This window comes from Enterovibrio gelatinilyticus (assembly GCF_028683095.1).
Classification (GTDB): Bacteria; Pseudomonadota; Gammaproteobacteria; order Enterobacterales; family Vibrionaceae; genus Enterovibrio; species Enterovibrio gelatinilyticus.
Genome location: NZ_JAJUBC010000078.1, coordinates 1 through 1,316, shown reverse-complemented (window position 1 = coordinate 1,316; position 1,316 = coordinate 1). Strand labels below are relative to the sequence as shown.

1 protein-coding gene is annotated in these 1,316 nt (G+C 46.8%); it reads right to left on the bottom strand.

Annotated features, from left to right (window positions below):
* Positions 1–31: 31 nt before the first annotated feature.
* A complete protein-coding gene (locus tag LRP50_RS25255; RefSeq protein WP_274167152.1) occupies positions 32–1,243 on the bottom strand; it encodes an IS256 family transposase in 1,212 nt (403 codons plus the stop codon).
* Between the last annotated feature and the right edge of the window lie 73 nt (positions 1,244–1,316).

The following is a 1,316-nucleotide window of genomic DNA, read 5'->3' as shown; positions in this document are numbered from 1 at the left end:
GAGCCTGTAACAGATTCTGTGTAACTGCCATTTAGTTAATATGTTTTTCGAGGCGCTCCCCGAACTCGATAATAAATCGACTCATCGCCTGACGCCAGTTTCGAATCGGCATCGTCCATTTCTTGCTGGCGTCCTTGATGGCCAGGTAAACCATCTTCCTTGCCGCATCATCACTTGGGAATACCTTCCGTTTTTTGATAGCTCTACGGATAACGCTGTTGAGCGACTCTATCGCATTGGTGGTGTATATCGCTTTGCGAATATCATCAGGATAATTGAATAACGTATTGAGATTTTCCCAGTGATTGCGCCACGATTTGCTGATTTGTGGATACTGTGCATCCCAAGTCTCGCCGAACCGCTCTAATTCAAGCAAAGCCTCTTCTTCTGTGGCAGCACGGTATACGCGCTTCAGAGCGGCTGTGACCGCTTTGTAATCTTTCCAAGAGACGTATTTCAATGAATTTCGCACCATGTGCACGATACATAGCTGGATGTGTGTTTGAGAGTAGACAGCATTGATGGCGTCAGGGAATCCTTTCAAGCCATCAACACAAGCAATGAGAATGTCTTCAACGCCACGTTGCTGAAGCTCAGTCAATACACTTAACCAGAACTTTGCGCCTTCATTCTCGGCTATCCACATGCCCATGAGCTCTTTATGTCCCTCGGTATTAATCCCCAGAGCCAAGAAGATAGACTTGTTAATGACACGCTTATCTTGGCGAATTTTCACGACGATGCAATCAAGGTAAACAATCGGGTAAACAGCATCGAGAGGGCGAGACTGCCATTCAATAACTTGCTCGATGACCGCATTGGTGACGCGTGAAACCAGCGTCGGAGAGATGTCGGCGCCGTACCATTCGTCGAATGCATTAACGATGTCACGCGTGCTCATGCCTTGCGCGTAAAGCCAGAGGATCTTGTCATCCATAGAGGTAAAGCGGGATTGGTGTTTCTTCACCAACTTTGGCTCAAAAGAGCCCTCACGGTCGCGTGGTGTATCAAGCTCAAACTCGCCCTCTTCGGTTTTGACACGCTTGCTGCTCGTGCCATTACGACTGTTGTTTGACGGTGACTTATGATGTTTTTCGTAGCCTAGGTGCTCATCCATTTCAGCATTCAACGCTGCTTCGACGGTGATTTTTTTCAACATCTGGCTAAATTCGTTCAAGTCCTCAGGTGTTTTGATACCTTTGGCTGCTTCCTTGGCGAAAGCTTCGAGTTCTTTCTTGTTCATGCGCATCTGCCTATCCTTAACTCTCATTAGAGTATGGTGTGATAAGCAGTTACACAAAATTAGTTACAGTCTC